This is a genomic window from Brachybacterium sp. AOP42-C2-15, assembly GCF_052377065.1.
Classification (GTDB): Bacteria; Actinomycetota; Actinomycetes; order Actinomycetales; family Dermabacteraceae; genus Brachybacterium.
Map to the genome: position 1 here is coordinate 65,826 of NZ_JBQSWK010000011.1, position 26,368 is coordinate 92,193.

At 71.2% G+C, this 26,368-nt stretch carries 23 protein-coding genes; 10 read left to right on the top strand and 13 right to left on the bottom strand.

Annotated features, from left to right (window positions below; all coding sequences use genetic code 11):
* Positions 1-21: 21 nt before the first annotated feature.
* The 8 genes from ACT3SQ_RS08065 to ACT3SQ_RS08100 form a co-directional block, all read right to left on the bottom strand.
* Positions 22-918 carry an aminodeoxychorismate lyase gene (locus ACT3SQ_RS08065; RefSeq protein WP_441445332.1) on the bottom strand — a complete coding sequence of 299 codons (897 nt, stop codon included), beginning with the start codon at positions 916-918 and terminating at the stop codon, positions 22-24.
* Between the two features lie 153 nt (positions 919-1,071).
* Positions 1,072-2,136 carry a hypothetical protein gene (locus tag ACT3SQ_RS08070; protein ID WP_441445331.1) on the bottom strand — a complete coding sequence of 355 codons (1,065 nt, stop codon included), beginning with the start codon at positions 2,134-2,136 and terminating at the stop codon, positions 1,072-1,074.
* Between the two features lie 169 nt (positions 2,137-2,305).
* Positions 2,306-2,788, bottom strand: a complete 483-nt coding sequence (locus ACT3SQ_RS08075) for a hypothetical protein (protein WP_441445330.1) — start codon at positions 2,786-2,788, stop codon at positions 2,306-2,308.
* 62 nt (positions 2,789-2,850) lie between these two features.
* A complete protein-coding gene (locus ACT3SQ_RS08080) occupies positions 2,851-4,188 on the bottom strand; it encodes a DNA/RNA non-specific endonuclease (RefSeq protein ID WP_441445329.1) in 1,338 nt (445 codons plus the stop codon).
* A 152-nt stretch (positions 4,189-4,340) separates the two neighbouring features.
* On the bottom strand, positions 4,341-5,135 hold the full coding sequence (locus ACT3SQ_RS08085; protein WP_441445328.1) for a hypothetical protein: 795 nt from the start codon (positions 5,133-5,135) through the stop codon (positions 4,341-4,343).
* Between the two features lie 115 nt (positions 5,136-5,250).
* The gene (locus ACT3SQ_RS08090; RefSeq protein ID WP_441444022.1) at positions 5,251-6,537 is read right to left on the bottom strand and encodes a galactokinase family protein; all 1,287 of its coding nucleotides are present in this window, start codon (positions 6,535-6,537) and stop codon (positions 5,251-5,253) included.
* Positions 6,534-7,373, bottom strand: coding sequence for a nucleotidyltransferase family protein (locus ACT3SQ_RS08095; RefSeq protein WP_441444021.1), 840 nt, complete (start codon positions 7,371-7,373; stop codon positions 6,534-6,536). The genes ACT3SQ_RS08090 and ACT3SQ_RS08095 overlap by 4 nt, the downstream gene beginning before the upstream one ends.
* Before the next feature lie 33 nt (positions 7,374-7,406).
* Entirely contained in the window at positions 7,407-8,639 is a 1,233-nt protein-coding gene (locus ACT3SQ_RS08100; RefSeq protein WP_441444020.1) for an NAD(P)/FAD-dependent oxidoreductase, read from the bottom strand.
* A 159-nt stretch (positions 8,640-8,798) separates the two neighbouring features.
* On the opposite strand from ACT3SQ_RS08100, the gene ACT3SQ_RS08105 reads away from it, so the two are divergent.
* The 6 genes from ACT3SQ_RS08105 (at position 8,799) to ACT3SQ_RS08130 (ending at position 14,467) form a co-directional block, all read left to right on the top strand.
* The gene (locus ACT3SQ_RS08105) at positions 8,799-9,212 is read left to right on the top strand and encodes a DUF2695 domain-containing protein (protein WP_441444019.1); all 414 of its coding nucleotides are present in this window, start codon (positions 8,799-8,801) and stop codon (positions 9,210-9,212) included.
* A 93-nt stretch (positions 9,213-9,305) separates the two neighbouring features.
* A complete protein-coding gene (locus ACT3SQ_RS08110; RefSeq protein WP_441444018.1) occupies positions 9,306-10,808 on the top strand; it encodes a glutamate--cysteine ligase in 1,503 nt (500 codons plus the stop codon).
* 17 nt (positions 10,809-10,825) lie between these two features.
* The gene (locus tag ACT3SQ_RS08115; RefSeq protein ID WP_441444017.1) at positions 10,826-11,716 is read left to right on the top strand and encodes a WXG100 family type VII secretion target; all 891 of its coding nucleotides are present in this window, start codon (positions 10,826-10,828) and stop codon (positions 11,714-11,716) included.
* A gap of 54 nt (positions 11,717-11,770) precedes the next feature.
* The gene (locus ACT3SQ_RS08120) at positions 11,771-12,646 is read left to right on the top strand and encodes a hypothetical protein (RefSeq protein WP_441444016.1); all 876 of its coding nucleotides are present in this window, start codon (positions 11,771-11,773) and stop codon (positions 12,644-12,646) included.
* 35 nt (positions 12,647-12,681) lie between these two features.
* Positions 12,682-13,350 carry a hypothetical protein gene (locus ACT3SQ_RS08125; RefSeq protein WP_441444015.1) on the top strand — a complete coding sequence of 223 codons (669 nt, stop codon included), beginning with the start codon at positions 12,682-12,684 and terminating at the stop codon, positions 13,348-13,350.
* Between the two features lie 112 nt (positions 13,351-13,462).
* Positions 13,463-14,467 (top strand): bile acid:sodium symporter family protein, encoded by a 1,005-nt coding sequence (locus tag ACT3SQ_RS08130; RefSeq protein WP_441444014.1) that lies wholly within the window; start codon positions 13,463-13,465, stop codon positions 14,465-14,467.
* Positions 14,468-14,560: 93 nt separating this feature from the next.
* On the opposite strand, the gene ACT3SQ_RS08135 is transcribed toward ACT3SQ_RS08130, so the two are convergent.
* A complete protein-coding gene (locus ACT3SQ_RS08135; protein WP_441444013.1) occupies positions 14,561-16,363 on the bottom strand; it encodes a BCCT family transporter in 1,803 nt (600 codons plus the stop codon).
* 214 nt (positions 16,364-16,577) lie between these two features.
* Here ACT3SQ_RS08135 and ACT3SQ_RS08140 point away from each other — a divergent pair, with 214 nt between their 5' ends.
* Positions 16,578-17,243, top strand: a complete 666-nt coding sequence (locus ACT3SQ_RS08140) for a DUF4352 domain-containing protein (RefSeq protein WP_444501849.1) — start codon at positions 16,578-16,580, stop codon at positions 17,241-17,243.
* Between the two features lie 340 nt (positions 17,244-17,583).
* Here ACT3SQ_RS08140 and ACT3SQ_RS08145 read toward each other — a convergent pair whose 3' ends face one another.
* Positions 17,584-18,081, bottom strand: a complete 498-nt coding sequence (locus ACT3SQ_RS08145) for a DUF2306 domain-containing protein (protein ID WP_441444011.1) — start codon at positions 18,079-18,081, stop codon at positions 17,584-17,586.
* A gap of 103 nt (positions 18,082-18,184) precedes the next feature.
* Here ACT3SQ_RS08145 and ACT3SQ_RS08150 point away from each other — a divergent pair, with 103 nt between their 5' ends.
* Positions 18,185-18,841 carry a MerR family transcriptional regulator gene (locus ACT3SQ_RS08150; protein WP_441444010.1) on the top strand — a complete coding sequence of 219 codons (657 nt, stop codon included), beginning with the start codon at positions 18,185-18,187 and terminating at the stop codon, positions 18,839-18,841.
* Between the two features lie 7 nt (positions 18,842-18,848).
* On the opposite strand, the gene ACT3SQ_RS08155 is transcribed toward ACT3SQ_RS08150, so the two are convergent.
* Complete coding sequence (locus ACT3SQ_RS08155; protein ID WP_444601038.1) at positions 18,849-19,652, bottom strand: hypothetical protein; 804 nt, start codon at positions 19,650-19,652, stop codon at positions 18,849-18,851.
* A 73-nt stretch (positions 19,653-19,725) separates the two neighbouring features.
* On the opposite strand from ACT3SQ_RS08155, the gene ACT3SQ_RS08160 reads away from it, so the two are divergent.
* The gene (locus ACT3SQ_RS08160) at positions 19,726-20,295 is read left to right on the top strand and encodes a hypothetical protein (protein ID WP_441444008.1); all 570 of its coding nucleotides are present in this window, start codon (positions 19,726-19,728) and stop codon (positions 20,293-20,295) included.
* Between the two features lie 28 nt (positions 20,296-20,323).
* Here the strand turns inward: ACT3SQ_RS08160 and ACT3SQ_RS08165 are convergent, their stop codons facing one another.
* Positions 20,324-22,879 carry a lamin tail domain-containing protein gene (locus tag ACT3SQ_RS08165; protein WP_441444007.1) on the bottom strand — a complete coding sequence of 852 codons (2,556 nt, stop codon included), beginning with the start codon at positions 22,877-22,879 and terminating at the stop codon, positions 20,324-20,326.
* Between the two features lie 180 nt (positions 22,880-23,059).
* Here ACT3SQ_RS08165 and hrpB point away from each other — a divergent pair, with 180 nt between their 5' ends.
* Positions 23,060-25,660, top strand: a complete 2,601-nt coding sequence (gene hrpB / locus ACT3SQ_RS08170; protein WP_441444006.1) for an ATP-dependent helicase HrpB — start codon at positions 23,060-23,062, stop codon at positions 25,658-25,660.
* 6 nt (positions 25,661-25,666) lie between these two features.
* Here hrpB and ACT3SQ_RS08175 read toward each other — a convergent pair whose 3' ends face one another.
* On the bottom strand, positions 25,667-26,314 hold the full coding sequence (locus ACT3SQ_RS08175) for a GOLPH3/VPS74 family protein (RefSeq protein ID WP_441444005.1): 648 nt from the start codon (positions 26,312-26,314) through the stop codon (positions 25,667-25,669).
* Between the last annotated feature and the right edge of the window lie 54 nt (positions 26,315-26,368).

Below are 26,368 nucleotides of genomic sequence, written 5' to 3' on the forward strand. Positions count from 1 at the left end.
GGCGGTGGCAGCGCAGCGGCGTCAGGCCTGTCCCTTGAGCACGTGCTCGAAGCGGGCGGTGAGCTCGTGGTCCACCGGCAGCTCGGCCTCGTCGAGGTGGGTGATCGGGGCGGCCAGCCGGGTCGAGGACAGCAGCCAGGCACCGTCGGAGCCGGTCACGTCCTCCACGGTCATCAGCTGCTCTGTCACTGCGGCGCCCTCATGCTCGGCCAGCCAGTCGAACAGCGTTTTCACACTGGTTCCGGGGAGCACACCGGCACTGGCCGGAGTGGTGAGGAACTGCCCGTCGCGGCGCACCAGCAGCGTGGACGTGGGTCCCTCGAGCACATAGCCGTCGCTCGCGACGAACAGCACATCGGCCGCGCCGCGCCGCTTCGCTTCGCGCACGGCGGCCATGTTCACGGCGTAGCTGAGGGTCTTCGCGCCGGGCAGCAGCCAGGGGCTGGTCCCGGCGACGGCGGTGGACAGGCCGCGGTCCAGCGCCGCCACCCGCATCCCGGCCCGGTACGGGGTCCAGTCGTCGGAGACACGGGCGTGGATCCAGCAGGTGGGGACGCCGACGCCCTCGATGCCGCGGGTGTACATCACGCGCACGCTCAGCTCGGCGACCGGATCATGGGCGGCGATCGCGGCGTCGACAGCCTCGGACAGAGTGGCGAGGTCCGGTGCGGGCAGCTCGACCTGGGCGGCGCTGCGGGCGAGCCGCGCCAGATGGGGGCCGACGTTCACGGGCACGCCGTCGAAGGCGCCGATGGTCTCGAAGACGCCATCGCCGCGGGTCGCGACGAGGTCGGTGACCGACAGCTGTGGGACGGTCGCGTCGGCCAGGTGGAAGCGGGCGCCGCCGTCCGTCGGGGCGCCGGTGGCACCCGGGACGAGGACGAGGACCGGAGCGGGAGAAGGGCTGGTCGTGGTCATGTCACGGCTCCTGATCGGGGGGCCTCACGGGGGTGGAGGCGGTCCGTCCAGGGTAGACCCCCGACCGGGAGGGCACGCTGCGCCGGGGCCGAGAGGCTGCGCCAGGGCCAACGGGCCGCCATGGCGCCGAGAGGTCGTGCGGACCCCGATGGGTCAGGAGTGCCCGATGCGGTCGCCGATCACGGAACCGCTGGCAGCACCCGGGTCGAGCGCGTCGCCGAGCATCTCCAGCAGCCGCTCGAGCAGGGAGCGCGGCCCCTGCTCCCCGTCGTTCGTGATGCGTCCGGCGGGTCCGGAGCCCGCGCTCTGCGCAGGACCGTTCTCCAGAGCCTGAATACCCGCCGAGCGGTCACCAGCCGGCGCTCCCTCGCTGGCCCCCTCAACCCCGGCTTCCGCACCGGTACCGGACTCCCCGCCCGCGCCGCCGCCACCGGAGCCGCCGCCCGAGCCTGATGCGCCACCGGACCCGGAACCGCTGCCGGAGCCGCCCGCGGACTCGCCACCGCTGCCCCCTGCAGCGGAGTCCTCACCTGCGGCGTCCCCACCTGCGGAGTCCTCACCGCCAGCGCCCCCCAGCGCGGCGGGCTCGTCAGAGAGCAACGAATCCTGCGGGGTGATCTGACCGGATTCTCCGATCAGGTTTCCGAGACCGCCGGCGAGGCCGAGCCCGGCCAGCAGGCCCTCGAGCGCGAGACCCATCCCGATCGCGCTGCGGATCATGTCGGCGAGCAGGCCACCCAGCAGGCTGCCGAGGAAGGCGCCCAGGAACGCCGCGCACCCTTCCGGGGTGCTGAGCACCTCGCGCAGCAGCTCCGCGAAGGGGCCGCCCCGACCGGGGCCCGTACCGCGCAGCGCGTCCTCCACCATCCCGAGCAGGTCGCGCAGGAACTCTCCGGGGCTCGACCATCCGCCGCCCCCGGACCCGCCGCCGAATCCGCCGAGGGGGCCGTCCGGTGCGGAGGCGGCCTCCTGCTCGTCGGCATGCTGGGCGAGTCGGCGCGCCCGCTGGCGCAGCTCGACCTCCTGGTCCTGCAGGGAAGGACGCACGACGCCGGACCAATCGGCACGGAAGCGATCGGCGTCCTCTCCGATCCATTCGATGTTCTCGATGCTCGAGGTCAGCAGGGCCTCGAGGTCAGCGAGCGCTTCCGCTCGGCGCGAGTACACCGTCCCCATCGTCCGCAGAGCCTCGGTGTCCGCGCCCCAGAATGCGTTCATCAGCCGCCGGTCCCCTTCTTCATCCCCATGACCGGCCGCGCCGGATCCCCCACTTGTCGGTCCTACGGTAATGACTCCCCGACCCGAGGGCCATGGGGAGGACTACCCATGCTCCGGCCTGCACCGATGCCCGAGAGCAGGTAGCGGACAGGCCGTGCTCGCACAGCAGTCAGGAGCCCCTGAGCAGCTCCCGCACCCAGGAGGGCAGGCGACCCTCGCCGACGCGGGCGGCGAGCAGGTGCGCGTAGGCCGTGTCGATCCCCCCGCGCCCGTCGAAGCTGCCGGGGTCCCGGTCGTAGTTCATGTCCGTCTCGAGCCGGATCCGTTCCGGTTCCTGCGGGCTGCGGCTCGCCTCCAGCCGGAGGGAGACGAAGGCCTGCTCCTGCTCAGCGGCGGCCTGCTGGAGAGCATCCAGCAGCAGGGTGATCTGCGAGTCGGTCGCGAAGGCGGCATCGCCTCCGCCAGTGGTTCCGTCGCGGTCCGTGATCACGAGCCGGCCGGCCCATTCCTCGCCGTGAGGGATGAAGGCTGCTGCGACGGCAGCCCAGTCTTCGGAGAGCTCGAGCGAGCTCAGCAGCACCCCGGCGAGGTCATGGACGAGAGCGCCCTGGCGTGCCATCGGAGAGTCGGACGGAGGCGGGGTCTGGGTCATCAACGGAGATTCCTCCACACGGGTCGGTTCGCAGTGTCGTTCAGGAGTGCCGGTCAGGAGTGTCAGCCGGGGAAGCGGGCTCCGTCAGGATAATTGGGCAGGTGCTCCTCCACGATCTGCTCGCCGTTCTCGTGGATCCGCACGTCATAGCCGCTGGGCACGTACTCCCAGGGCTCGCTGCCCTGCTCCGGGCTGACGCCCTCGGGCTGCTCCTCGCCCCAGGTCACGCGGGTCTCGTACGAGTAGGAGCTGCCGTCGTCGGCGATGCCGTCGGCCATCAGCGATTCAAAGGAGTAGATGGTCTCCGCCCCGCTGCGGGCCTGGTTCACCTCATCCCACTGCCGGGTGTAGTTGATCTCCTCGCGGATGCCGCCGAGCTGGCGGGCCAGCATGTGCCCGGCGTTGAACTCGACCGGTTCGGAGGTGCCGTCCCCGGCCATGTCCCAGCGCTCGGCGATCTTCGACTGGATCGACTGGCTCCGAGACATCTCGCGGTCGACGATGACGTCGGGAACGTACATGTGCTCGGTGCGCCCCAGCTCATCGGTGCGATAGAAGGTCGAGTCGTTGACGTGATACGTCGCGTCGGGGAACACCTCGCGGAGGTTGGGGTTCATCTCCTTTCCCCCGCCAGTGGCCTCGATGTAGGTGATGCGGCCCTCGCCGTCGGTGTAATAGGTGCCGTGGTCTCCCACGTCGTAGGTGGTGTCCGGGGAGAGGTCGAGCGGGGCACCGTCCGCGTCCAGGCCGAACGGTTCGTCGTCCGCGACCGGGGCGAGTTCATGGTCACCGTCCACGGTGACGGTGGAGGCGGTCTCCGGTGGAATGAGCTCCATGCCGGAGTCGGGGAAGGCGAGCCCGCTCTCGCCGACCGCCGCGGAGACGTCCAGGGTGTTCACCGCAGCCCCAGCGGTCTTGGCATGCATGGTCGGCGGGACGCCCCCGGCCATCAGCCGGAGATCTGCGGCAGCGAGGGTCGCCATGGTGCCGACGGCGGCGGAGGCTCCGGCGCCCCGGAGCAGGTCGGTGCGGGATATGGGCGGTGGTGGGGATACGACGGGCGGCGCCGCGTCCCGGCCTCCTCCCCTGCCCGCAGGCCCCTCTCGTCCCACGCCGCCACCTCCGGCGGTTCCGGCGGAGGAGGTCTCGTCCTGTTCCCAGGCATGCGCATCGAGCTCTCGCTCCTGCTGCCGGAGCCGGGAGACGCGCGCGAGCAGTCCCGGGCGCACCTGACCGCTCCAGTCCGCGCGAAAGGACTCGGCATCCGGCCCGACCCAGTGGACGGCGTCGATCACCGCGCCGAGCCGAGCGGCGAGGTCGTCGATCCGTTCGCTGCCGCCGCCGAGAGCGCCGGCCGTCTGCCGCAGCACCTCGGTGTCTGCTCCCCAGAAACCGGTCACGTCATCTCCCCCGCTCGTGGCCACGTGGCATTCACGCTACGGAGCGGCGTCGTGCCGCGGGAATGGGGAGTTCTCCCCATCAGGCGTGGCGGCGCCGAGAGTTCACCGGTGCGCCACCGGACGGCCAGGGCGAACCTGGCCGCCCGCGGAGTTCAGCCTCCCAGCACCGCGATCACGCGGCCGTGCCGGCTCCAGGCGACGTGCGTCTCGAGCGGGTCACCGGGCACCTCGAGCTCCATCAGGTCCACGCGCGCGCCGACCGGTGCTTCACGCAGATCGGCGACGGCGAGCGCGCCGACCGGCAGGTCCGAGAGACCCGAGGCCGCAGGGTCCTGCAGGGGCACCTCGACGCCCTCGGCGAGCTCGGTCATGCCCAGCAGCTCGGCGAACAGGTGCTCGTCCATCAGCTGCTCCGCGGCGTCGGTGCGGGCATCCTTCGAATCCTCCGCGACCGGTCCCCGCTCGGCGAGCGTGACGAGGGTGGCCTCGAGCGCATCGGCGAAGCGCACCAGATAGGCGCCGAGGTCGGGGGCGGCCAGCTGCAGGGCGAGGTCCTCGCCGATGCCGTAGACCGCGCCGGGCGTGCCATCCGGGTCCAGGGCGAGCACCACGGCCGCCTCCGGCGTCTCGTACAGGGGGTAGAAGGAGGTCGCGTCGCCGAGCAGGGTGTAGGGGCCCACGTCGGTGCGGTCCTCGATCTGGAGGGTGAGCATCGTCAGCCCGCGCACGATCACCCCGCCCAGCTCGTCGGCGATCTGCTCGAGGGCGGGCGGCGGATCAGCCGAGACCTCCTCCTCGGTGACGGCGAGGCCGGGGATCGCGGCGGCGTCCTGCTCGTAGATGTTGACCAGCGAGGCCAGTCGGTCCAGGACCGGGCGCACAGAGGCCAGCGGCAGCACCTCGGCGTCGGTGGGCCAGGGCAGGGAGGAGTTCATAGGCGTGCTCACACGCTCAGTGTGTCACGCGGGAACGGGCCGGTTCAGGGCAGTGCCGGTGAGCCTGGGCTCCTACCGCTCGTCCCTCGCAGCACGTCGCCCAGGCAGGACCAGATCGCCTGGGCTCCTACCGCTCGTCCCTCGCAGCACGTCGCCCAGGCAGGACAGGAAGGCGTCGGGCCGCGCCGCCGGGGCGGGTGACCGACGCGGTGGCGCCCTGGCGCTCCGGGTGCGCGGCCCGGTAGGCCTCCAGCCAGCGCTGCCCGAACTCCTCGGCGCCGTCCGTCGGCACCAGCGCCCAGACACTGCCCCCGAACCCTGCTCCGAAGGCGCTCGCTGCATGGGCGCCCAGCTCGCGGGCGAGTCGCTGCAGCGCGATCGTCTCGGGCACCTGGTTGCGCAGGCCCTGCTCAGCACCGGACTGGGACTCGTCGACCAGGCGGCCGAACTCCTCGAGGTCCCCCTCCTCGAGGGCGACCGCGGCGGCGGGGATCAGTCTCTCCGACTCGGTGAGGAACTGGCTCAGGCGGCCTCGAAGGTACTCGTCCTCCGCGGTGAGCTCTCGCAGCCGGGCCACCGCCGCGGGACCGCTCGCGACTGCTTCAGCGAGGGTGCGATCTTCGCGCCCGGAGTCCTCGCGCCAGCGGCGCAGCGTCTCGGTGACGGCGAGGGAGACGCGGTTGTAGGCGCCGAGCGCGGCGCCGGTCTTCGCCGCCTCGACCCCGCTGACGGCGACCACGAAGGCAAGCTCGGGGCCGAACGCGATGGTGCGCTCGTGCCGCACCGGGCAGAAGGAGTACTGCACCAGGGCGTCCTGGACCCCGCAGAGCATGGCGGTGTGGTCCTCGCTGCCACCGAAGGTCCCGACCCCGCGGTAGCCCTCGAGAGCGCCGAAGCTCTGACCGTTCTCGACGGTGCCGAGGTACTCGCCGAGCTGCTCCGGGGTCGTGATCTCGGCGGTGAACGCTTCGTCGTCGGCGATGTCGGCCAGGTCGATCAGCGTCAGGGCGAGCCCGACCACGAGCGCTGAGGAGCTGGACATCCCGGCCGCGAGCGGGAGGGTCGAGCTGATCGTGATGTCCGCGCCGCGCAGACGGCCCGGGAAGTTCGCATCGAGCCGGTCGGCCACGGTGCGGACATAGCCGCCCCAGTGACCGTCGGCTCCGGCGGGGCGTGCCTCGCGGTGGTCGAGGTCGACGGTGACGGTGCTGCCCACCACCTCCGAGTGCACGGTCAGCACCCGATCCGGGCGGGCCGTGGCGGTGATGGTGTGGCCGGCGTCGACGGCGGCGAGCAGTGAGCGTCCCCCCGCGTAGTCGGTGTGCTTGCCGAGCACCTCGATGCGGCCGGGCACGAACCAGGAGACGGAATCCCCCTCGATCCCGGCGGCGAGCTGTGCAAGCACATCGCTCACAGCGCCACCTCGATCCCGGCGAGCGCCGCCTGGACTGCGGCGACGTCGCCGCGGGAGGACATGTCCAGCACACCCACCGCAGCGGGGACCACCGTGAACGCCTCTCCCTCCTCCAGCAGCAGGCGGACGGCGTCGATGATCTCGAGCTCCCCGCGCACCGACGGCTCGATGCGCTCGCAGGCATCGAAGATGGCGGGCGTGAACAGCCAGGCGTTCATCGAGACCGGGGCGTCCTCACCGTAGGCGGCGAGGGTCTCGTCATCGGGCTTCTCGACGATGTCGCGCAGGTGGCCCTCAGCATCGGCTGCAATCAGCGCGAAGGCTCGGATGCGATCGGCGGGGATGTTCGAGCTCCGGACCAGGGCGGCACGGTCGAAGCCGACCAGTGCGCTGCCGGGAGCTGCGGCGAGAGCGGCGAGCGCTTCGCGCGGGTAGTAGTTGTCGGAGTTCAGCACGATCACGCGCTGGTCTCCGGCGAAGTCGCGGGCGGCGGCGACGGCGTCGGCGGTGCCGCGAGGCTCGGCCTGGATCGCGGTGGTCACGCTCACCCGGCCGCCGCTGATGCGGGCGGCGTACTCGCGCAGCATGTCGTGCTCCGGGCCGATGACCAGGCACAGCTCCGTGACGCCGGCGTCGGCGAGGACGGAGATGACGTAGTCGAGGAAGGGGCGACCCACGTCGATCAGGGCCTTCACCCCGCTGGCGGCCACCTGGGCCTGCTGCTCATCGAGCTGTGCGGTGTCGTCCGCTCGGCGCATGCGGGTGCCGAGCCCGCGTGCGAGGATCACGGCCCGGGTGGGGGCATCTGCGGGGATTTCCTGGTTCTGATCAGCCACGCAGGAAGTGTACGGGGGGACTGCGCCGAGTTCTCAGCCGCCCGGGATGATCTGCTCCTCGAGCGAGTCCGCGGGGAGCTGGCCCTCCTGTGAGGCGGCGATGACGTCGCTGGCTCGGGGCACCGAGTCCCAGGTGTTCCACAGCAGCACGCCCTCGACCGCGCCGTCCTCGAGGTAGTACACGACCGCGGCGCTGCGCTCCGCATTCCACACCTCGCGCATCTCCAGCTCGGCGTCGAGTCGTCCCACCGCCTCGTACCCGTCGTCGAAGAGGTCGGAGAAGAACAGCGGCGTATAGGAGTACTCCTCCGGCGCCAGCGAGTCGTCCAGCAGGGCGCGCGCCATATTCCTGCCGGCGACGGTGCCGGAGGCCTCGGCATGGTCGACGTGCTCGACGTGTCGCAGCCCCAGCAGCGGGTCGTCGAACAGAGCGATGTCGCCGGCGGCGTACACATCCTGCTTGCTGGTGCGCAGCTGAGGGTCGACCACCACCGCCCCCTGCTCGAGGTCGATGTCCGCATGTGATGCGAGGGTGGTGTTCAGTGACGCGCCCAGGCCCAGCACGACGACATCTGCATCGAGGCTGCGACCGTCCTCCGCACGCAGCACGAGCTTCTCACCGGCATCGACTCCGGCCAGGCGGAATCCGGGCACCATGGTGATCCCGTGCGCGGTGAAGGTCTGCTGGACATGGTCGGAGATCGAGGCGGGGAACAGATGCTCCAGGAGCCGCTCTCCGGAATGGGCGAGGGTCACCGCAGCACCGGTGCGGGTCAGCGCCGCGGCGACCTCGGAGCCGATATACCCGCCACCGACCACCACGACGCGGGCACCGTCCACCGCGAGCCGGCGCAGATGCCGGTAATCCCCGACGGTGCGCAGGTAGGCGACCCGGTCATCGCGAAGCCCCGGGAGCCGACGGGGCGAGGCCCCGGTGGCCAGCAGCACCTTCCCGAAATGGGTGCGGTTCCCGCGGGCGGTGACCACGCTGTGGGAGGCGGGCAGGAGCTCGGTGACCAGGGTGCCGGTGAACAGCTCGGCGCCGGTCTCCTCCGCGGTGTGCAATTCCTGGCTGCGAGGATCGGGGTCCTCGCCATGCCAGAGGGCCTTCGACAGGGCCGGGCGGTAGACGGGAGCGTGGGGATCCGCAGAGAGGATCGCGATGGTGGCGTCGGGGTCCGCCTCACGGATCGCCCGGGCCGCTCGGTCCGCGGCGATGCCGCCTCCGATGATCACGTGGTCGTAGCGGTGCTTGAGGTCCGACATCGCAGGCTCCTTCGCCGAACGGATGGGTGCTGCCACGATATTCCGCAGCGGTCACTTCAGCAACGTCTCCGGCCCCGGCCTCTCCTCCACAACGCCTGGTCATCCACATCCCGAACCCGGACGCGGCGCTGCGGACGGCTGCGATGGTGCACTGCCGTCATGACCGATACACCGCTGACGGCGGCCGAGGAGATGCTGCGGGATCTCTCGGCTCAGCTGACCGACCCCGTCCCGCCCGAGTGCCTGCTGTGCTACGTGTTCCGCATGCTCGAGCACGGCTGTCGCGGGCTGCGCTGGGCCCGCCGCTACCGAGACCTGCGGGCGCCGCAGGCGACCGCTCTGGTGCGGCGCCTGCGCCAGGTGGGCGCCGGCTGCGACTGCGAGATCTTCTGGAACGGGTACGTCCTGCACGATGAGCATCTGGTGCGCACGATCCAGCGTGACCAGGACGGCCGTGCCCATCCCGGCGAGCTCGAGTACCCCGAGCTGATGCCGGCCTGCCAGGGTGCCCGGACGGGATCGACCCGGCCCTGCGCGCTCTGGAGACGGCAGGGCCGGTACCGGCCCTGGTGAGGTGAGACGATCACAATAGCCATCTGCATACGTGCCCGCGGTGCGGACGTGCTTGGATGAGCGCCATCATCCCGCCACCAACTGGAGGTCACCATGGGACGCGAGATCGGCAGCACCGAGTACACCCGTTCCCAGCGCACGCGCTACCGCCGGGAGCTGCGTCGGAACCTCGACCTCTTCGAGACCTTCCTGGACACGGCCGAGTTCGTGGACGAGGGAACCGTCGGGGTCGAGCTCGAGATGAACCTCGCCCAGACGGACACCATGGCTCCAGCCCTGATCTCCGATCTGCTGCTCGAGGATCTGGACGACGAGGACTACGTCCACGAGATCGGCCGCTACAACCTCGAGGCGAACCTGCCTGTCTCCCGCCCGCAGGGTGAGGGGCTGCGCGCCCTCGAACGCGAACTGACCGAGAAGATCGACCGCGCAGATGCCGCCGCCCAGGCCCGTGGCGCACGGGTGATCCCCATCGGGCACCTGCCCACCATCACCGAGGAGCTCTTCTCGGGCGACGAATGGCGCGCCCCGGGCGCCCGCTACGAGGCGCTCGAGAAGAGCGTCCTCGAAGCGCGCGGGGAAGAGATCTACCTGAGCATCGAGGGCGAGGGGAAGGGCAAGGGCCTGGACGCGACGTTCGACTCGATCGCGCCCGAATCCGCCTGCACCTCGATGCAGCTGCACCTGCAGGTCCCTCCGGAGCAGTTCGCCGCCGCCTGGAACGCCGCTCAGGCGATCGCCGGACCACAGGTGGCGCTCGCCGCGAACTCGCCCTTCCTGCTGGGCAGGCGGCTGTGGCACGAGACGCGCATCCCCACCTTCGTGCAGGCTCTGGACACCCGCCCGCCCGAGCTCGCCACCCAGGGCGTACACCCGCGGGTGTGGTTCGGCGAGCGCTGGATCACCTCGATGTTCGACCTCTTCGAGGAGAACGTGCGGCTGTTCCCGGCGCTGATCCCCGAGTCGCGGGAGATGGCTGAGGAACCCCTGCTCACCGAGGGCTCCTCACCGCGGCTGCATGAGCTCATGCTCCACAACGGCACCGTCTGGCGCTGGAACCGGCCGATCTACGACCCCGGCGTCGACCTCCCGCACCTGCGGCTCGAGAACCGTCTGCTGCCGGCGGGGCCGACGCCCGCGGACATGGCCGCGAATGCCGCGTTCTTCTACGGCATCCTCCACTCGCTGGTCCATGAGCGACGGCCGCTGTGGTCCCGGATGAGCTTCGAGCAAGCCGCCGAGGCCTTCCAGCAGTGCGCCCGGTGGGGCCTCGAAGCCCGGGTGCGGTGGCCCAAGGTGGGGAGGGTGCGCGTGGCGGATCTGCTGCTCGAGCAGCTGATACCCCAGGCCATGGAGGGACTGCGGAACCTCGGTGCGGATGCGGACGTGGTCGAGCGCTATGACGGCATCCTCTCCGAGCGTGCCCGCACCGGCCGCAACGGCGCCCGCTGGCAGATCGACACCGTCACCTCGCTCGAGCTGCGCGGTGCGACACGATCCGAGGCTCTGGCGGAGATGACCCGTCTCTACCGGTCCGCGGTGGACACCGGCGAGCCGGTGCACGCCTGGCCGGTCCCGGCCCGCCAGCGCGGCTGAACCCGGCTCGTCCCGCCGTGGCGACCGATGGGGAGCTCTCCCCATCGCGCCGTCCGCTCGGCGCGCTTACCGTTGCGAACCAGCAGTGGGCGCACCAGGCGCACGCAGGGTTCATCAGGGGGATATACGGACATGGGCGAGTTCTGGGGGCGGACACCGAGCAGCTGCAGGACCTCTACCGCGATTTCGAGCGGGGCTCGGACTCGATGGAGGACGAGTTCAAGCGCGTCGGCAACAGCATGTTCGCCTTCAACCGTCCGTCCTGGGAGGGGCCTGACGCCGATGCGTTCTACGCGGAGTGGGAGCGCATCTCGAACGAGGCGCGCGATCTCTACACCGCCATCGAGGAGATGGGACGCCAGCTGCGCGACGAGGCGCAGGAACAGGACGACGTCTCGGAACCCGAGGACGGCCTCTGGGAGACCCTCAAGGACCTCGGCGGCACGCTTCTGGCCGGCTGGGGGATCCTCACGGACACCGCCCAGGCGATCTGGGACGGGCTCAAGGAGGGCAGGATCGACTGGCCCGCCTTCCGAGAGGGTGGGAGCCGCTTGAAGAACTGGTGGAACGGCGCCGAGTTCGACAAGAAGCTCGGCCGGCTGCTCGAATCCAAGGGATTCAAGCGGATCTCGAAGCTCATCCCGATCGTCGACATCCCCCTCACGATCGACGGGATCATCAACGCCGACGATCCGGTCGAGGCCATCTTGGGCGTCGCCGGACTGGTGGGGTACATCCCCCACCCCGTCACCATCGGCATCGGACTGGTCGCCGACGTCATCTCGATCGCCGACTGGGCAGGCGAGGAGTTCTTCGACTTCGACCTGAGCCGCGAGGTCGGCGACTGGTTCTCCGACACGATGAACGACGGCTTCGACACCAAGCGCTGGAACCCCCTGCTCGTCTGACGAACCCCACCCTCCCGTTCCCACCACCGTTCCCACCCCGACCCCGAGGCAGAGATGACCACGCCGCACACCACCACCGATCACGACACCCTTCACACCCGCCGCTCCCTGAGCGCCGCGGCCTCCGTCCTGCGAGACGGCACGCGCGAGCGCGTCGAGCTCGGATCCTTTCTGGACGAGGAGCTCGCTGTCCTCCTGCAGGAGACCGGGCTCCCCGACTCCGAGGTGTGGATGCCCTGGGCGGAGCAGCATCCCGGCGGGGTCGAGGCCGGTGCCGCGAGCGTGCGACGGATCCTGATGCGTCGCCACCAGCTGGTCCCCGAGGCGGTCGCCGCCGAGCTCGAGGAACGTGAGCCCGAGATCGCCGATGAGGCACTGGTCGCAGATCCCACGACCGCCGGGACGCTCGTCCTGCGCCGCAGCGCCGTCGCGGTGACGACCGCGCTGCGCACGATCTACGTCGAGGACGCACCCCGGGAGCTGCGCTGCTACTTCTACCATCAGAGCGTCGGGGTAACCCTCGAGGAGACGGTGACCGCCGAGGGTCTCCACTCCTTCGCCGTCCTGCCCACGCCTGCAGTCGGCGAACGCCTCGTGCGGGTCGTGGACCCCCGAGGCGTCGCCTCCACAGACTCGGAGATGCGGGAGGTCTCCGCGGGAGCGCCGCCCGAGGAGTGGGGCGCGGGAATCGCCGAGGGCACCCGCCATCTCACCCAGGTCGTCACCTCGACCCCCGACAGCGCGACGGCCCGCAGCGCCTCCTTCCACGCCACCGACGAGGCCGTGCACGTGGTCGTCGCCGACTCCGTCACCGCCACCCCGGATGACTCCGCCGTGCTCCGGATCGCGCAGGTCGGGCCCGAGTCGCTGCGGGATGCCCTGGGCCAGCTCATCACCGGCGAGCACGCCGCGGCGCCCGACCCCGCGTGACCTTCCCCGGCGCCCCGATGCCATACTCGGCTCCCATGGCACAGCAGACTTCTCTCGGCCCTCGGCTGCAGCGATATCGCACGCGGGTCCCGATCCTCGCGGCGATCGGCTGGCTGAGCGTCGGGCCCTTGATCATCCTGGTCACGCTCGTCGTGGCCGGGGTGTGGAGGCTGCCGGAGCTGCTGCTCGTCACCCTCATCGGCGTCATCATCACCGCGGCCATGGCGGCATATCTGCTGTGGAGCGGCTCTGCGCATCTGGATGTACATGCCGGCGGCGTGGTGGTGGGGCGGAGCATCCTCGCAGGCCGTCCCCGGGAGCTGCGGTTCACCGAGATCCACCCGGCGACCCTTCGCGTGCACACGGGGATCGACAGCCTCCAGCCGACATGGGACCGTCGCTTCCGTCGCCCCTCGAGCGCCCACCTCTTCCTGGGGCCGGGGGCTGACCACGCCGTCAGCTTCCTGGGCCCCGACCGCGACTCCGAGCTCTCCGGCACCGCACGGCCCCCGGTCCCAGGACGCGGGATCATCGTGTTCGCCTCCCCCGCAGCGGAAGAGATCGCCGATCAGCTGCGCGCCGGGCTCGAGCGGGCGGGATGTCCTCCCCCTCTGGCCCGGGAGTACCTGCGGCACGGAGTGCGGAAGCTGCCCGGCAACGGGCTCCGCGCGCGGCAGGAGATCCCCGGCATGGAGTATCGCTGACCGCGGTCGGGACCGCGGATCGGTGCCGCAGGCTCGAGTGACGTGATCCACACGCGGCAACTGGTGGTCCACATCATGGGACGCCATCTCATCGGGCGATACCATGCGGGGCATGAGCACTCCATCCCCCTCGACCACGGAGACGCGACCCCCCGCTGCGTCCACCGCCCGCACCTCAGAGGACCGCTCCGCGCGCATCGCGGTGACCGTCTTCCCCGCCCTGATCCTCGCTGCCGCGGCCTTCGGCTTCTTCGTGCCGAGCGTCGATCAGTCGCTGGCGCAGTTCACCAGCATCTACCTGGGCATCATCATGTTCGCCATGGGCCTCACCCTCACGGTGCCCGACTTCGCCCTGGTCGTGAAGCGACCGCTGCCGGTCCTCATCGGCGTCATCGCCCAGTACGTGATCATGCCGCTGATCGGACTCGGCATCGCCGTGCTGCTGCAGCTCCCGACGGAACTCGCCGTCGGCGTGATCCTGGTGGGCTCCGCCCCAGGTGGCACCAGCTCGAACGTCATCGCCTACCTGGCTAAAGCCGATACCGCCCTGTCGGTGACGATGACCTCCATCTCCACGCTGCTCGCCCCGCTGTTCACCCCGATGCTGACCCTGTGGCTCGCGGGCTCCTACCTGCCCGTGGATGCCGGAGCGATGGCGATGTCGATCGTGAAGATGGTGCTCATCCCGGTCATCGGCGGCCTCGTGATCCGGCTGATCGCCGGCACGCTGGTGGACAAGATCCTGCCCGCGCTGCCGTGGGTCAGCGTCGCCGGCATCTCGCTCGTGGTCATCGCCGTGGTCAGCGGCTCCACCGAGGCGATCGTCACCGCCGGCGGCATCGTGCTGCTCGCAGTGGTGCTGCACAACGGCGTGGGCTACCTGCTCGGCTACTGGGCCGCCCGCCTCCTCCGCCAGGGCGAACGCGCCGCCCGCACCACCTCCATCGAGGTCGGCATGCAGAACTCCGGCCTGGCCGCGACGCTCGCCGCGAGCGCCTTCAGCCCGACCGCCGCGCTGCCCGCCGCGATCTTCTCGATCTGGCACAACCTCTCCGGCGCCGTGCTCGCGATGTACTACCGCCGCAGCGCCGACAAGCATCAGGTCGATCCCTCCTGATTCGCGCCTCCGGCACGCAGAAGGGCCGACGCACCGCTCTCGCGGGCGTCGGCCCTTCTGCGTCGTGCTCTCCCGCCGCTCAGCGGAGCTCGGTCAGCGGGACTCGTCCCGCCCCTGCTCCGGAAGTTCTGCCCTCGCGCTGCCGGTGCGCGAGGGCAGGGTCCCGGTTCCCACCGCCGACGGATCGGCGCCGTCCTCGGCGGACTCCTCGTAGATGTCGCTCATCACCGGCACCTCCGAGGTGAAGGTCGGCTCCACGACGTAGTCGTCAGTGTCGTACTCCTCGTCCTCCTCGCGGCGCTCGTACTCCTCCGGCGGCAGCACCTGCGCCCATTCCCGGGTGCGGATCGGCGGCAGCTCCCCGGCGTCCTCGCGGAGGGCTCGCAGCAGGGCGTACATCTGGAACCAGCCCATGATGAAGAACGGCAGTCCCACCAGGATGATCGTCGACTGCAGAGCCTCCAGCCCGTCGGAGCCCGAGAACACCAGCAGCGCAGCGGTGACCAGCGCGATCGCCACGCCCCAGAAGATTCGCTGACCCAGCGGGTTGAAGTCCTCGTGACCGTTGGCCATCGAGTCCGTGACCAGCGCGGCGGAGTCCACCGAGGTGACGAAGAAGATGATCACCAGGATGATCGCGATCACCGAGATGACGAACGCGCCCGGGTAGTGGTCGAGGAAGGCGAACAATGCGCCGGGGATGTCCCCGTCCTCGACCACCCGCTCGACCAGCCCGCCCTCGCCGTTGAGCTCGATGTCGAAGCTCGCATAGCCGAAGACGCCGAACCAGATCACGGAGAAGGCCGAGGGCACGGCGAGCACCCCGGCGACGAACTGGCGGATGGTGCGGCCCTTCGAGATGCGGGCGATGAAGATGCCCACGAACGGCGACCAGGTGATGGTCCAGGCCCAGTAGAAGACGGTCCAGGTGTTCTGCCAACCAGTGTTCGCGAAGGTGTCGTTCCACAGCGCGAGCTCCGGCAGCGCCACCAGGTAGTTGCCGAAGGATTCGATGGTGCCCTTGAGGATGAACAGCGTGGCACCACCGGCGAACAGCACGAAGAGCAGCAGCAGCACGGCGACGACGATGTTGAAGTTCGAGAGCACCTTGATGCCCTTGTCCAGGCCCATCGACACTGAGATAAGTGCGAGACCGCAGACCACGCCGATGATGATGAGGTTCCAGCCGGCGCTCTCGGGGACTCCGAACAGCTGGTTCAGCCCGCCGTTGATCTGCAGCGTCCCCAGGCCCACCGAGACGGCGATGCCGAACACGGTGCCGATGATGGCGATGATGTCGATCGCCTTGCCGAGGGGTCCGTGGATACCCTCACCCAGCAGCGGCTGGAAGATCGAGCTCACGCGCGGCGGCAGGTTCCGCTTGTGGATGAAGTAGGCGAAGCACAGTGCCGGCAGGGTGAAGATCGTCCAGGTGTGCAGCGTGAAGTGGTAATAGGTGAAGTTCATGGCGTCGCGCGCGGCGGCCAGGGAACCGGCCTCGATGCCGAGCTCGGTGGCGCGCGGTGGCGCGCCGAAGTGGCTGACCGGCTCGGCGACACCCCAGAACATGAGGATCGAGCCGATGCCGGCGGCGAAGAGCATCGCGAACCAGGCTCCGCCGGAGTGCTCCGGCGGTTCGTCATCCGGCCCCAGCTTCACGCGGCCGAAGCGTCCCGCCGCGATGACGATCAGGAAGGCCAGGAACACGGTGACCCCGAGGATGTAGAACCAGCCCAGGTTCGTCAGCAGCCAGTCCGAGGCGGCGTTGGTCGCTCTGCCCATGGGCTCGGTGAAGGCGATCGTGCCGACCACGAAGGCGATGATGACCGCCGCCGAGCCGAAGAAGATCACGGGTGAAGTGCGCAGTCGCAGCGCATCATGCAGTCTGGTCAGCATGGCCAGTCTCCTCGTGGTGCGGGAAGGCGTCGTGGGGAGTGAAGTCGACCGGACTGTCCTGCCTGGCGGCCCTGCTCTGCCGTCTCAGACCCTGTCCGGCTGAGCGACAGTATTGCAGGGGTGCTGCAGGACTCGGGGGAGTTCTCCCCATCGCGCGGTGCCGAACCGGCCGATACCGTGGGCAGTTCCATTGAGCGCCACCGCGGAGGAGACCATGAGCAACCCCTATGGAGCACCGAGCGCGCCTCCGCAGAAGAGCCGTACCGGCCTGTACGTCGGCGTCGCCTGCGGGTGCCTCCTGCTGGTGACGATCCTGGTGGTGGTCATCGGCGTCGGTCTCTGGCTGTTCTCCCGCGACGGCGGCGGCGAGGACCCCACCAGCGGTCCCAGCACCAGCCAGACCCCGTCCGAGGATCCGACCACGGACGATGATCCGACGGATGGCCCCACCAGCGATGATCCGACCGACGACCCGATCGAGACGCCCAGCGACGATCCCTCGGCAGATCCCACCTCGAGCGCGGGTTCCTCGTTCTCGATCCATGTCTCCGCACCCTCGGAGGGCGCCACGCTGGACACCCAGGACGAGACCCTGGAGACCGAGAACGGGAAGTTCATCGGCGTCGCCGTGACCATCACCAACAACGGCACCGAGGACATCGGCCTGGCGGGCGCGAACTTCCGCTTCTACGACGACGCGGGCACCGATCATCCGTTGCGCTACGCCTCGTTCTCGACCTCGGGGCCGCAGGTGGCTCCCGGCGAAGAGGCGACCGCGCTGCTGTACGCGGATGTGCCCGAGGACATGGTGCTCGAGAAGATCAGCTACACCGATGAGGTGGGCACGGGTGGCGAGGAGCTCAGCTTCCCCGTGGGCTGAGCGACCGACCGGTCTGGACCGGTCCCCGCGCAGGCCACGAGCACATCACGCATCGCCGGCCGTCGCACTCAGGGATTGACCAGCCTCACCCCAGTGGTTTTTCCGGAAGCCGGGGTCTACTGGTCTCAACGCGTCACCGGAGGACCTGCCGACTGAGGAGGAAGCAGGCTCCGACAATCCGGGGGCGCGGGGGAAAGGGATGGCCCCGGCTCGTGGGGACGAGCCGGGGCACTTTTCTGTCCCGGGACACTTTTCTGTCCTGAGACACATTTCCTGTCCGGGGATCGTGATGCGCCATCCGAGACCGCGATGCGCCGTCCGCGGAGATCTCCGGTCGGTCTCAGACGCCGGTGCTGCTGAGATCACCCTGCGCGCGCTGCGGATGCTGCCCGGCCGTCCGCACCACGCTGACGTGGACGAGGAGCACGAGGGCGCCGACCCCGAGAGCGGTGATCACCACGATCAACGGCTCGCTGCGCAGCAGCTGCGGGATCAGCCGCGCCGGGACCAGGGCGGCGAAGGCGAAGGCTGCGAGGGTCCCGAGATAGGAGCCGATCATGAAGCCGCGATGGACGCCCACGTTCCCGGCACGGATCCCGAGGATCGCCACGACCATGCACACCAGGGTCCAGATCGACAGCCCGTGCAACCACGAGAAGCCGTCGGGCGCGATCCAGAAGCTCGAGATGCACACCGTGAGGATCGCCGCCACCCAGGTGACCCCGACCAGCCGATGGGCGAGGTCTCGGCGGCGACGCAGGATCTGCAGCGGACCCAGCACCAGCACGTAGGTGGCCGCGAGGGCATGCAGGGTGATCACTGGCGTGAAGGCGTCCATGGGGTGCACGATAGTTCCGCTATCCCATGCCGCGCCATCAAGATAGTTGCTGGTCGGCACACTATCCACGGTCGCCACGACGCACAGACCCGGAGGTCCTGCGATGCTGTTGGCAGAGCTGTCCGAGGCCAGTGGGGTCTCCACCGCCTCGATCAAGTACTACCGGCGCGCGGGGCTGCTTCCCGCCGGGGAGCGGCTCACCGCGACCCGGCAGGACTACGGGCCCGCCCATCTCGAGCGCCTCGAGCTGATCCAGGTCCTGCGGGAGGTCGCAGGGGCCCCGATCACCCGCATCGCACAGCTCACCGCGATCCTGGACGACCCCGAGCAGACGCTGCTCAGCGCACTCGGCGCGGCCCAGCTGATCGTCCTGGGCCTGCCCGTCGAGGAACCGGACACCGCAGCGGAGGGCCACCTGGAGCACCCGTCGATCACCCCGCTGCTCTCGCACCTGGGCTGGCCGGATGCACATACCGCACCGCGGTGGGCGCTGGATGCGCTCCTGCGCTCGCTCGAGAGCTGGGGGATGCCGACGGATCTCGAGACGCTGCGCCGCTACGCCGAGCCGATGGCCGAGATCGCTCGGGCCGACATCGCCTCGATCCGGGATCAGTCCGGGCAGCCCGGCACGGAGGTCAGCGACGACGTGCAGGTGATGCGGGCGGTCGCCGGCGCGATCGCCTTCGACCGGATGATCCAGCTGCTGCGCGCCCTCGGGCACACGTCGTACAGCATCCTGCGTGCCCGAGGCTCAGGCTGAGCTGACGTCAGTGCCGCAGGTCGATCCCGAAGACGCGCCGGATCTGCGCGACCGCATGCCGGGTGAAGCGGCGGTCCGAGGGTGTCGAGGCGAAGGGCAGCACCAGCCCGGGATGCTGCGGATGGGTGACCCGGCCGTGCGTGGAGCCCGGGGTGACCACGAACCCCGCGCCCTCCATCCGGCGCAGCAGCTCGCGCCGAGAGGTGGGGTGGCGGGTCCCCTGCCCACCCCGGGTGCTCGGTCCGGCCGCTGCCTCGGCGATGTCCAGGGCGGGTTCGTACTCCGCTGGCCGCACGGACAGTGCATAGCGGGTCGAGAACAGGCCGATCACGGCGTTGTCCGCCCGGCGCACCTGCACCACCAGCTCCGCGCGGAGGAAGTGGTCGCTCGCGCCGGCGTCCGCGGTCCAGGCGTCCTCCGGATCGGCGACCGTCTGCACGATCTGCTCCGAGGGCAGCCCGGCCACCCCGACGGAGCGGATGTCCGCGTCGGTGATCCGCAGCGGCCGCGGCACGGGGCGCGGGTCCTCGGCGCTCAGCGTGTGCACGGCGCCCGGCGGCGCGCTCGGCACCGGGCGCGGGAGCTCGACGGTGCGGGCACGGCGCTGCGGCAGCTGGGCCGACGGGCTTCGTTCCCCGGCCGTGGCCCGTTCCCGATCTGAGCCCTGATCCGCTGCCGGCTCGCTCACCCGGTTCGTCTCGCTCCCGGGGGGCCGTCCGCTCGCACTCCATTCCACCGGCCGCACTCGCCGCGCGGGATCGCTGATCCCGCGCAGGATCTTGGGGGTCGGTCGCGGTCGAGGTGTGCTCACCCCTGAGATGGTGGCATGCCGGAGCCGTCCGCTAGCGTTGCACTCGTCGACGTCGCCCTCCGTGAGGATCCGTGTGCCTGCTCGCTCCACCGTCATCCGTCCGTCCGCCGCCCGTCTCGCCGGGGCCCTGTTCGCGGTGACGCTGCTCGCCGCCGGCTGCGGGGAGAGCGCGCCGGGCCCGGAACAGCCGACTCCCGCCTCCGCGCCCTCCGCAGCCTCCGACGGCGGCGGCACCACCGATGCCGGGAGTGCCTCTGATGGCGGGAGTGCCTCTGATGGCGGGAGTGCCTCTGATGGCGGCGGGCAGACTGCGGCCGCAGTTCCCCCGGAGCCGTATCCGGTCACTCCCTCCCCTGAGGGCTTCGCCCCGCCGGCGGCCTGCTCGGGTGAGGGCGCCTACCTCGGGAAGGTCGGGAGCACGGCCACGCCTGAGCTGCCGGAGCGCGCCGGGGAGACGCTCACCATCGACGTGGTGGGCATCGAGGGCGAGGACGCCCAGCTGGCAGCCACCGTCGGTGAGGGCAGCCCGCGGGAGGTCGAGGCGGTCACCCTCGGGGAGAGCGTGACCATCGACCTGTGGACGATCTCCGTCACCAGCGTCTGCGGGGACACCCAGCAGGTCGAGTTCGACCTCATCGACTGAGCGCCCCCGCGCACCCTCCGCTCGGGGCTCAGGCCAGGCGGGAGCGACGGACCAGCCAGAACCCGCCAGCCACGAGACCCAGCGCCGTCGCAGCGATCGCCGCCGCGCTCACGCCGGTCCGGGCCAGCACTCCCGAGCGCGCCCCCTCGGAGCCCGCTTCGCCCTCGGCGCTGACGGAGACCTGAGCGCCACCCGGGGCCGCAGCCCCGGGACGGTCGCCCTCAGCCCCGGGAGATGCCGAGGGGTCGCCGCCATCGTTCGGCGTGGGTGCTGGCACAGGATCAGCATCCTGGCCACCCTCCTGGTCGCCCGCCTCGTCACCCGCGCCTGGTTCCGGGGCAGGACCGGGCTCCGGCGTCACCTCAGTCGCACGCTCGCATGCCGGGTCCAGCAGGCCGATCCCGCGCAGCGCGTGCCCGTCGGTATCCGCGTCATCGGCGAACCAGGCCCGGCGCACGCCGTCGGTGCAGACCTCGGTCGGCTCGAGAGCTACGCCCTCGTTCGCGAACTGGGCGGGCATGCCGTCGGCGCGGGCGAACACCGCGGAGGCGACCACTGGAGCCGCACCGAGCTGGTACTGCACGGAGACGCCGTCGAGGGCCTCGTCGGCGAAGGCCCACAGGGTGTTCGAGGCGGCGTCATGGTCCAGTGCCATCAGGCCGGGCAGCGGAGAAGGCAGGGTCGCCACCAGCACGGCGTCGCCCCCGGCCTGCAGGGCGAGGGCGTAGACGTCGCCGGTGTCCTCGAGGACCACGAAGGCGTAGGCCTCGGCGACCGGGACCTCGGCGCCCAGCTGCGCGAAGGCGCTCGCAGGCACCATCTCGATGCCCTCGAGGCCACCGTTCGCGGAGGTCGCCGGCAGCACGGAGGTGAGGTCCCACTCGGAGGCTGCGGTCAGCACGTCCCCCTCGGCGCTCGTGTCATAGGCGAGCACGGTGTTGCGGGAGGCACCCTTGGCGGCGTTGTCCCGCTCCACGGAGAGGTAGATCCGCCCGTCCGCGCCCACGGAGATGCCCTCTCCGTCGGGCTCTCCGGTGCCATCGGCGAAGAGCGTGTGCTTGCCGCCGGTGGGCCAGCCTTCCGACTGCTGCCAGGTGCCGTCAGGCGCCGGGACCAGGCGCGAGATCTGGCCGGCATCGTTGTTGACACCCCAGAGCACCGTGCTGCCGTCCTCGAGGATCTGCAGGTCCAGACCCGAGAGGTCCTCGCCCCACTCCCCCGCGTCGTCGAGGACGGTGACGTCCCCGTCGGTGGGCAGCGCCGTGGTGACCACGGGCTCGGCGGTGCCGCAGTCGTTCTCCTCGCCCGGGGTGGCGGTCCGGGAGGGGACGTGCTCGCCGTCGCACAGGGCGTTGGACTCGGTGACGTGCTCGGTCCAGGAGACCTGGCCGAGCAGCGTGCCGTCGGCGTCCTGCAGGCGCACCTGGTCCTCACCGCCGAGTCCGTAGCCGAGCTCGTCGCCGGTGATCAGCAGCAGCGCACCCGGCGCGAGCACGGTGCCGGCGGGCAGCGTGTGGACGTGCTCGTCGTCGGAGTCGAGGATCCGGTGGCCGCTCAGGTCCACGGGCTCGGAGCCGAGATTCTTCAGCTCCACGAAGTCATCACCGCTGGAGTTCGTCTCGTTGATGACCCCATCGCCGCAGGCGTTCGGAGCCCCAGGGGTCGCGACGTGGCTCCTGCCGAACTCGCCCTCGCCCCCGCCGCAGCGCTGCCAGGACGGGAAGGCGTGAGTGTCCTCCGGCCACTTCGTGCCGTCGACCAGGTAGCCGTTCGGGGCGAAGATCCGTGCCTGGTCACCCTTGCCGAGCCCGAACGGCATCCCCTGGAACAGGTAGCGCTCACCGGGGGCGAGCTCGGTGCCAGCGGGCACGACGGCGGGGACCTCGGCGGGGAGGTCCTTCTCGTCCAGCAGGTACCAGGCGGAGAGGTCGATCGTGCGGTCCGAGACGTTCATGATCTCGGCCCAGTCATCCCCCTCGGAGACGACCTCGGTCACGCGGATCGCCTCGGCGTCCGGGTGCTCCTCGGCGGCCGGCGGTGGGACGTACGGGCCGGAGTTCGCCGACCCCTTGGTGACCTCGGCGGAGGCGGTGACCTCGCCGTCGATCACGATGTAGCTGGTGGGCGCGTGCTCGGTCCAGGCGAGGGAATCGATCAGCGTGGTGCCGTCGGCGGCGAAGAGCCGGGCGATGTCAGCCTTGCCGAGCCCGAAGTCGAAGCCGCCAGGAACCGCATCCGCATGGTCCAGGACCAGGTGCTCGCCGGCGACGAGCACGGTGCCGGCGGGGATCGTCCAGTCGCGGGCATCGTCGTCGTCCTTGAGGAACCAGCCGGAGAGATCCACCGGCCCGGCACCGGTGTTCACCAGTTCGACCCAGTCCTCGCCGCCGTCGGGGTCATCAGACTCGACCTCGGAGATCTGCACGTCGGCCGGGGCGGCGAACGCGGGGGCCGACGGCGCGAGCACGACGGCGGAGACCAGTGGTGCGGACAACGCGAGAGCGCCGGTCAGCGCACCGAGACGGTGAAGCGTGGGACGCCGGACGGCGACGTCCGACGGCGAGGGGGCAGGGCTGGGGCGCACAGATACTCCTGGGTCATCACGAGGGGGCCTGCGCATCCCACCAGCGCGCGATGAACGGCGGCCGAGGCGCGCATGTCCGGGAGATGGCGCCAGGAGGGCGAGCCCGAGAGCCGCCAGGAGGGCGAGCCCGAGAGCAGAGCCGAGGAGCACCCCCACCCGCCGGCGCGGCATGATGGGAGGATGCCCGTCCCGCCGACCGTCCCGCCCGCACCGCACCGCTTCGACCTCGACGCCATCGGCACAGGGCTGCCGGTCGCCGCCGCACGGAGCGAGCTCGAGGCGGCGGCCCGCAGCGGCGCGATGGTCGTCACCGCGCCGCCCGGCACCGGCAAGACCACGCTGGTGCCGCCGCTGGTCGCGAACCTCTCCGAGGGACTGACCCTGGTCACCCAGCCGCGCCGGGTCGCAGTCCGGGCAGCCGCGCGCCGTATCGCCCAGCTCGACGGCTCCACGCTCGGCGGGCCGGTGGGCTTCACGGTGCGCGGGCAGCGGGAGGTGGGCGCCGGCACGCGACTGGAGATGCTGACCCCGGGGGTGCTGCTGAGGCGTCTGCTCGCGGAGCCGGAGCTGCCCGGGGTCGCCGCGGTGCTGCTCGATGAGGTCCATGAGCGCTCCCTGGACACCGACCTGCTGCTGGGGATGCTCGCCGAGGCCCGCTATCTGCGCGAGGACCTGCTGGTCGGAGCGATGTCCGCGACGCTCGACGCCGCGGCGGTGGCGGGGGTGCTGGACGGTGCGGCGATCGTCGAGGTCCCCAGCGCTCTGCATCCGCTCGCGGTCTCCTATGCCCCCTCCCCTGCCCCGCGGCTCGACGCCCGTGGCATCACACGGGAGTACCTGGACCATCTCGCCCGCACCACGGCCCGCGCACAGCGGGAGCACGGCACCGATGCACTGGTCTTCGTGCCCGGTGCCCGGGAGGTCGACGAGGTGGTCGCCCGCCTGCAGGGCCTGGTGGGAGGCGAGGTGGAGGTGCTCGCCCTGCACGGCCGGCTCCCCGCCAGCCAGCAGGACCGTGCCACCGGTGGTCGGCGTCCCGGTGAGCTGCCACGCATCGTGGTCTCGACCGCGCTCGCGGAGAGCTCGCTGACCGTGCCGGGGGTGCATCTGGTGGTCGATGCGGGGCTCTCCCGGGAGGTACGGCGGGACCGTGGCCGGGATATGTCGGGCCTGGTCACCGTCAGCGCCTCGCGCGCCGCGGCCGAGCAGCGCGCGGGCCGTGCCGCCCGGCAGGGCCCGGGCGCGGCGGTGCGGGTCTTCGCGCAGTCCGACCTGGCCGGGATGCCGGCGCAGTCCCCGCCGGAGATCGCCTCGGCAGATCTCACCGATGCGGCGCTGTCGCTGGCCTGCTGGGGAACACCCCGTGGGGAGGGCCTGCCGCTGCTGACCCCGCCACCCGCCGGGGAGATCGCCGCCGCGGAGGCAACCCTGCACGCCCTCGGTCTGGTCGATGACGAGGGCAGGCCCACCCCCTCCGGGACCCGCGTGGCCCGCCTGCCCGTCGGGGTGCGGGAGGCGCGTGCGCTGGTCGACGGGGCGCAGCGCCTGCCGGGCAGGGACGCGGCCCGCACCGCTGCGGAGGTGGTCGCGGCCGTCTCCGACGACCATCGGCCGACGGGAGCGGACCTGCCCCGGCTGCTCGCAGACCTGCGTTCCGGTCGCGCGCCCGGCGTCGAGCGCTGGCGCCGCGAACGCGACCGCCTCACCCGCATCGCCCGCACTTCCGGCGAGCCGCACCGAGCCGAGCCGCGCCGCGGAGCCGCTCCGCTCCTCACAGCCACCGATGCGGCGCACCAGGCCGGCGCCGTCCTCGCCCTCGCCCGCCCCGAACGGATCGCCCATCGCACCGCCGAGGGGTCCCGCTCCTACCTCCTGGCCTCCGGCACCCGGGCCGCGCTGCCCGAGGGCAGCGGCCTGCTGGGCCGGGACTGGCTCGCCGTCTGGGAGGTACAGCGGGCGGAGGGCCGCGCGGCCGACGGCACCGGAGCGGTGATCCGTGCCGCCGCACCGCTGAGCGAGGAGGACGCCTTCCTCGCCGGGTCCGAGCTGCTGGTCTCCGAGCGCACCGCCCGCCTCGAGGGCGGGACCGTGCGGGCCCGGCAGCGACGCCTGCTCGGGGCGATCGAGCTGACCTCGACCCCGGTGACCGCGACCGCCGCAGACACGCTGCCCGCGGTGCTCACCGAGGTGCGAGCCCGGGGCCTCGCGGGGCTGGCGATGAACGAGCCGGCCACGGCGCTGCGTGCCCGGCTCGGGCTCGTGCATCGCGAGCTCGGCGAGCCCTGGCCCGCGATGGACGAGGCCTCCCTGCTGGAGAGGCTGGAGACCTGGCTCGCCCCGCAGCTCTCGGCCCGCACCACGAAGCTCTCCGGCATCGATGTCACCGGCGGGCTGCGGCTGCTGCTGCCCTGGCCGGAGGCGTCCGAGCTCGCCGAGCTGGTCCCGGAGCGACTCGCGGTGCCGTCGGGGAACACGGCTCGCATCGACTATCCCGCGCCGGATGCCGAGGACGGCCGCCCGGTGGTGGCGGTCAAACTGCAGGAGCTGTTCGGCCTGGCCGAGACGCCGCGCCTGGTGCGGGGGCGGGTGCCGGTGCTGTTCCACCTGCTCTCCCCGGCCCGTCGGCCGCTCGCGATCACCGACGACCTGCGCTCCTTCTGGGACGGGCCCTACCGCGAGGTGCGCAAGGAGATGCGCGGCCGCTATCCCCGCCACCCCTGGCCGGAGGATCCGTGGACAGCGCCCGCGACCGCGCGGACGAAGCGCGCTGCGGGGCGCTGAACGAGATCAGGTCGCGATGCTCGCAGTGGTGGTCACCATCAACACGGCGGTCATGTCTTCCATGATCTTCTTGACGGCCTTTGCCGCCGGGTGGTTGATGTCCAGCGCCGTGATCCGCTGGTCGAGCTCGCGGCGGGAGAGGTCCGGCAGGTCAGTCTTGAGAATGCGGTGGGCGATGCCGAGGGCGCGCAGCAGCTCGAGCAGGATGCCGTCCTGCAGGCTCGCCGTCCCGGGATCGGTGACGGCGGCGGCGAGGCGGGCGCGCAGGGCCGTCTCGAGGGTGTCGTCGTGGGTCGGCCAGCTGGTGGTGAACCAGCCGTCCTTGCGCTGTACCGCACCCACGGCGGCGAAGCCCTCTCCGATCACCTCGGTGAGGTCCATGGTGCGGTGGGAGATCACGTGGGTGACCTTCTTCCCGTCGAGCTCGGTGAGCGCGCCGAGTGCCTGATCCAGCACCGGGAGGCCCGTCGGCGCGGTGTCGCGCACCTGGACCTTCGGCGCTCGTTCCTCGCTGAGCGCGAGCTTCTCGCGCAGCGCCAGCTCCGCCACCGCGGCGGCGGCGAGCGCCTGCTTCCGGTAGGAGGTCGAGTCCTGGCGGCCCGCGTCGTTGGTCAGCAGCAGGAAGAGTTCTCCGGGGATGGTGTGCGTCGCCATCCCCCTACTGTGACGCTCGGCACGCGGCCCTGACACCCCAGATCGTCCACCAGC